Annotated in this window: 3 protein-coding genes; 1 reads left to right on the top strand and 2 read right to left on the bottom strand. The window is 73.3% G+C overall.

The features are described from left to right. Positions 1 to 685: SDR family NAD(P)-dependent oxidoreductase (locus ABDW35_RS31795; protein ID WP_343717854.1), on the top strand; the 685-nt coding region annotated here is incomplete at its 5' end. A 217-nt stretch (positions 686 to 902) separates the two neighbouring features. Here ABDW35_RS31795 and ABDW35_RS31790 read toward each other — a convergent pair. Next, entirely contained in the window at positions 903 to 2,261 is a 1,359-nt protein-coding gene (locus ABDW35_RS31790) for an aminotransferase class I/II-fold pyridoxal phosphate-dependent enzyme (protein WP_343717853.1), read from the bottom strand. Between the two features lie 175 nt (positions 2,262 to 2,436). Beyond that, positions 2,437 to 5,165: type I polyketide synthase (locus tag ABDW35_RS31785; RefSeq protein WP_343717852.1), on the bottom strand; the 2,729-nt coding region annotated here is incomplete at its 5' end.

Here is a 5,165-nt window from a genome sequence, read left to right as displayed (position 1 = left end):
CCGCAACCCGGATCGTCTTGAGGATGTCGCCGCGAGCTGCCGGCAGCGCGGCGCGATCGTGGAGGCGGCGGCGATCGACGTGCGCGACGGCGCCCGCCTCGGCGACTTCCTGCGCGGCTTCGACGCGCGCCATCCGGTGGCGGTGGTGATCGCCAACGCCGGCGTCGAGGGCAGCCTGGCGCCGGGCCGCGCCAGCGAGCCCGAGGCGGCGGTGCTGGCGCAGCTGCGCATCAACCTGGAAGGCGCGATCGCCACGGTGTCGCCGCTGATCGAGCCGATGCGCGCCCGCCGCGCCGGGCGGATCGTGCTGATCTCATCGCTGGCGGCGCTGATGCCGCTGGCCGACCAGCCGGCCTATTCCGCCTCCAAGGCCGGGCTGATGGCCTGGGGCGAGGCCCTCTTGGCCTGGCTGCGGCCGCAGGGCATCCGCGTCACCATCGTCTGCCCCGGCTATATCGACACCGGGATGAGCGACCGCTACCGCGGCGCCCGGCCGTTCCAATGGAGCGCCGAGCGCGCCGCCCGGCACATCGCCGCCGGCGCCGCGCGCGGCCGCGCCATGGTGGCCTTCCCCTGGCCGCTGGTCTGGCTGATCCGGCTGGGCCGGCTGGCCCCGCGCCCGGTGCGCGCCGCCTTCATCGACCGCTTCCTGCGCTTCGAGATCGACGCCCCGGCGGCGCTGTAGGGGGCGAGAGCGATTGTGAACGTTAGAACGTGTGGCCTCTCTCGCTTGCGGGACCCCTTTCATAATTCCTAACACCGTCATTGCGAGCGCAGCGAAGCAATCCATGCAGCAGCTCGTGCTGGACCATGGATTGCTTCGTCGGCTTCGCCTCCTCGCAATGACGGCGGGAGGTAAGCGTTATGAAAAGGTCCGCAAGCGGGAGAGGCAACGCATTGCCCTACCCCCTGGCCATGGCCCCCAGCCTCGCCACCGCCGGCGACTCCCGCTGCAGCGCCTCCTGCTCCTCGGCGATGACGGCGACGGCGCGGTCGATCTGGTCGGGCGTGTGCTCGGAGGTGATGAAGCAGCGCAGCCGGGCGGATTTCTCCGGCACCGCCGGATGCACGATCGGCGAGACGTTGAGGCCGCGCTCCAGCAGCCGGTTCGACAGCAGCACCGCCTGCAGCGAATCCCCCAGGATGATCGGCACGATCGCATGGCCCTCGGCCAGGCCGGTGTCGAGGCCGGCGGCGCGGGCGCGCTCCAGGAACCGGCGGGAATTGGCCTGCAGCCGGGCCACCCTGCCGTCGGCATCCGCCATCACCAGCTCCAGCGCCGTTAGCGCCGCCATGGTCGCCGGGGCCGGCATGCCGACGCTGTAGACGAAGCCGGAGGCCATCAGCTTCAGGTATTCGACCAGCGCCGCCGGGCCGGCGATGTAGCCGCCGCAGGAGGACAGGGTCTTCGACATCGTCCCCATCCAGATGTCGACCTGGCGCGGGTCGATGCCCGCCGCCTCGGCGATGCCGCGGCCGGTCGGGCCCAGCACGCCCAGCCCATGCGCCTCGTCCACCATCAGCCAGGCGCCGAAGCGCTGCTTCAGCGCCACCAGCCGGGGCAGGTCGATGGTGTCGCCATCCATCGAATACAGGCTCTCGACCACGATCAGCACGCGCTGCCAGCGGTCGCGCTCGGCGGCCAGGATCGCCTCCAGCGTCTCCAAATCGTTGTGCGGGAAGGACCGCCGCTGCGCGCCGGACAGCTGGGCGCCGGTGATCACGCTGTTGTGGATCAGCGCATCGTGCAGGATCAGGTCGGCCGGGCCGGTGATCTGGCCGATGGCCGCGACATTGGTGGCGTGGCCGCTGACGAAGACCACCGCGTCCTCGACGCCGTGGAACTCCGCCAGCCGCCGCTCCAGCGCCGCGTGGAACGGCCGCTCACCGGCCACAAGCCGGCTGGCCGAGACCGAGGTGCCGTATTCGTCGATCGCCGCCTTCGCCGCCGCGGCCACGGCCGGGTGGCCGTTCAGCCCGAGATAGTCGTAGGAGGCGAAGTTGACCACCTCCTGCCCGGCGATCCGCGATACTGCCCCGGCGCGCCGCTCATGGGTGCGGAAGAACGGGCTGGCGACGCCCAGCAGATCGGCAGCGGCGCGCTGCATTCGCAGCGTCTCATAGCCCGGCAGGGTCTCGAAGGCGGTGTCGTAGGCCCCTGAGGCCTGCGCCACCGGCGCGGCGACGGCGGCCGGGGCCTTGCCGCGCACATCGGCGATCAGCGACCGAAGCGCCGCGTCGGACAGGCGGCCTTTACTCATCGCAACGGATCCTTCGTCGAGCTCTTTACCCCCCCGTCATCCCGGGCGCGGCGCAGCACGAAGTGGTGCGCCGCTGACCCGGGATCTTCCGCCATGCCGGGATCCCGTGTCTGCGCCGCGGCACTTCGCGCCGCAGCGCGCACGGGATGACGATCAATTCGTCGACACGCCGACATCATCCCAGCACCCGGCGGGTGGTCTTGGCCCGGTCGCGGACGGCCTCGCGCACCAGCACGGCGGTGTCCTCCTCCAGGTCGGTCTCCAGATGTTTGGCCAGCAGCTGCGTCGCCTCGGCCGGCGGCGCCGCCTCGGGCGCCGCGGCCGGGGCGCCGCCGCGCAGCCGGGCGACGATGCGGCCGCTCAGCTCGTTCAAGGTCAGCCCGGCGCCGATCGACAGGAAGGGCAGGTCGATGCCGTAGCGGCCCTGCATCGCCGCATCCAGCTCCAGCCCCATCAGCGAATCCATGCCAAGCTCGGCGAAGGCCCGGTCGGGATCGATGTCGGCCGGCGGCATGCGCAGGATCCGCCCGATCTCGCCCAGCATGGTCTCGGTCACGATCGCCTGGGCCTCGGCGTCGCTGCGCCCGGCGATCATCGCGGCCAGGTCGATTTCCGCCTCCGCCGTCTCGGCCCGGCGGCCATCGGCCATGCCGGCCAGCCGCGGCGTGGCCAGGATCGGCAGCTCGCGGGTCGCCGCCTGCCAGTCGATCCGGGCGCAGGCCACCGCCGCCTCCTGCGGCGTCGCGGCGGGCCGGGCCAGCAGCCGGCCCAGCTGCTCCAGCGCCTCGGCCGCCTTCAGCGATGACCGGCCGATCCGGCGCTTCAGCGCGTCGCCCTTGGCGGCGTCGCGGGCCAGCACCCCGGCATCGGCGATGGCGCCCCAGGACACGGCCAGGGCCGGCAGGCCCTGCGCCAGCCGGGTCCGCGCCAGCGCCTCGAGATAGGCGTTGGCGGCGACATAGTTGGCTTGGCCGGGATTGCCGATCAGCGTGGTGGCGGAGGAGAACAGCACGAAATAGTCCGGCGCCCGGGTGCGGCTGACCAGGTCGAGATGGATGGCGCCCTTGATCTTCGGCGCCAGCACCCGCTCGATCCGCGCCGCGTCCAGGTCGCGCAGCAGCCCGTCATCCAGCACCATGGCGGCGTGGATGATGCCGCGCAGCGGACCGTGCCGGCGCTCCAGCGCCGCCAGCAGCTTCTCGCAGGCGGCGCGGTCGGTGACGTCCAGCCGCTCGGCCGCCAGGGTGACGCCCCGCTGCGCCAGCCGCTCGGCCTCGGCCTTCTCGGCCGGGCCCAGCGTGCCGCGGCGGGAGGCGACCACGATCGTCTTCGCCCCATGCTCGGCCAGCCACAGCGCGGTGGCGAAGCCGAAGCCGCCGGTGCCGCCGGTGACCAGGTGGAAGCCGGTGCCCTGCGCCTCGAAGCGCGCTTCGACCGCCGGTGCCGCCGGGATCTCGCGCGGCGGCGTGACCACGATCTTGCCGATATGGCCGGCGCCCTGCATCAGTCGGAACGCGTCCTCCGCCTGGTCGGCCGGGAACACCCGGTGCGGCAGCGGGGTCAGGCGGCGCTGGGCGAACAGCCGGTCCAGCTCGCGCAGCAGGCGCTTGGTCAGGCCCGGCTGGGCGTTCAGCAACTGGTCGGCATCGACCCCGAAATAGGAGACGTTGCGGGCGAAGGCGCGCAGCCCCACCGCGGTATCGGCGACGAAGTCGCGCTTGCCCAGCTCGACGAAGCGGCCGAAGGGCTTCAGCGCCCGCAGGCTGCGGCGCATGGCGTCACCGGACAGCGAGTTCAGCACCACATCGACGCCGCCCAGCTTCCAGCGGATCTCATCGGCGAAGGCCAGCGACCGGGAATCCAGCACCAGATCGGCGCCCAGCAGCTGCGCCAGGGCCCGCTTGTCCTCGTTGCCGGCGGTGGCCACGACGGTGGCGCCGCGCAGCTTGGCGATCTGCAGCGCCGCCAGGCCGACGCCGCCGGCGGCGCCGTGGATCAGCACGGTCTCGCCGCGGCCCAACCGGGCCTGGTGCACCAGCGCGTACCAGGCGGTGATGAAGGCCACGGGCATGGTCGCCGCGGCCGCGAGGTCGATGCCCTCGGGCACCGGCATCGCCACCTGGGCCGGCACGGTGACATGGGTGGCGAAGGCGGCGGGGGCGAAGCCCATCACCCGGTCGCCCTCCTTCAGCCCGGTCACCGCCGCGCCGACGCGGCGTACGGTGCCGGCGCATTCGAAGCCCAGCGTCGGGCCGGCGAAGCCGTCCTCGAGATAATCGTCCGGCAGCAGGCCCAGCGAGAACATGACGTCGCGGAAGTTCAGCCCGCTGGCCGCCACCTCGATCTCGATCTCATCGGGGCCAGGAGCCCGGCGCTCGGCCGCGACCCAGCCGATCCGGCCCAGGCTGCCGGGGGCGGACAGCGCCAGCCGGGCGGCGCGATCCTCTGCCCCGGCCTCCTGCGGCGCCGGCCGTGCAGGCTCGACCCGGCCGACGAAGACGCCGTCGCGGTCGATCTCGAACTCGGTCTCGGCCGCGCCGGCGGCCGTGGCCGACCCGATCAGCCCGGCCAGCGCCGCCGCGGCGGCCTCGTCCGGCAGGGCCGGGGCCAGGGTGGCGAAGCGCAGGGCGATGCCGGAATATTCGTTGGCCAGGGTGCGGGCGGCGGCGGCCAGCGCCTCGGCCAGGCCGCGGCCGCCATCGGCCTTGCCGTTGACCTTGCCGCAGCGGGCGACCAGCCACAGCGTGGCCTTGCCGGCCGCCAGCGCCTCGGCCTCCGCCCGCAGCGCCAGGATGGCGCCGGTCAGGAACGCCACCGGGTCGCGCGCCGTGTCCAGCATCAGCGGCAGCAGGACGGTCTCGTCCTCCGCCGCGGCGGCGTCCCGGTCGATGCGCACCTGGTGGC

The organism is Inquilinus sp., from assembly GCF_039594555.1.
In the GTDB taxonomy this organism is placed as follows: Bacteria; Pseudomonadota; Alphaproteobacteria; order DSM-16000; family Inquilinaceae; genus Inquilinus.
Note: the sequence above shows the minus strand (reverse complement) of the source record. Positions and strands in the feature narration are given on the sequence as shown.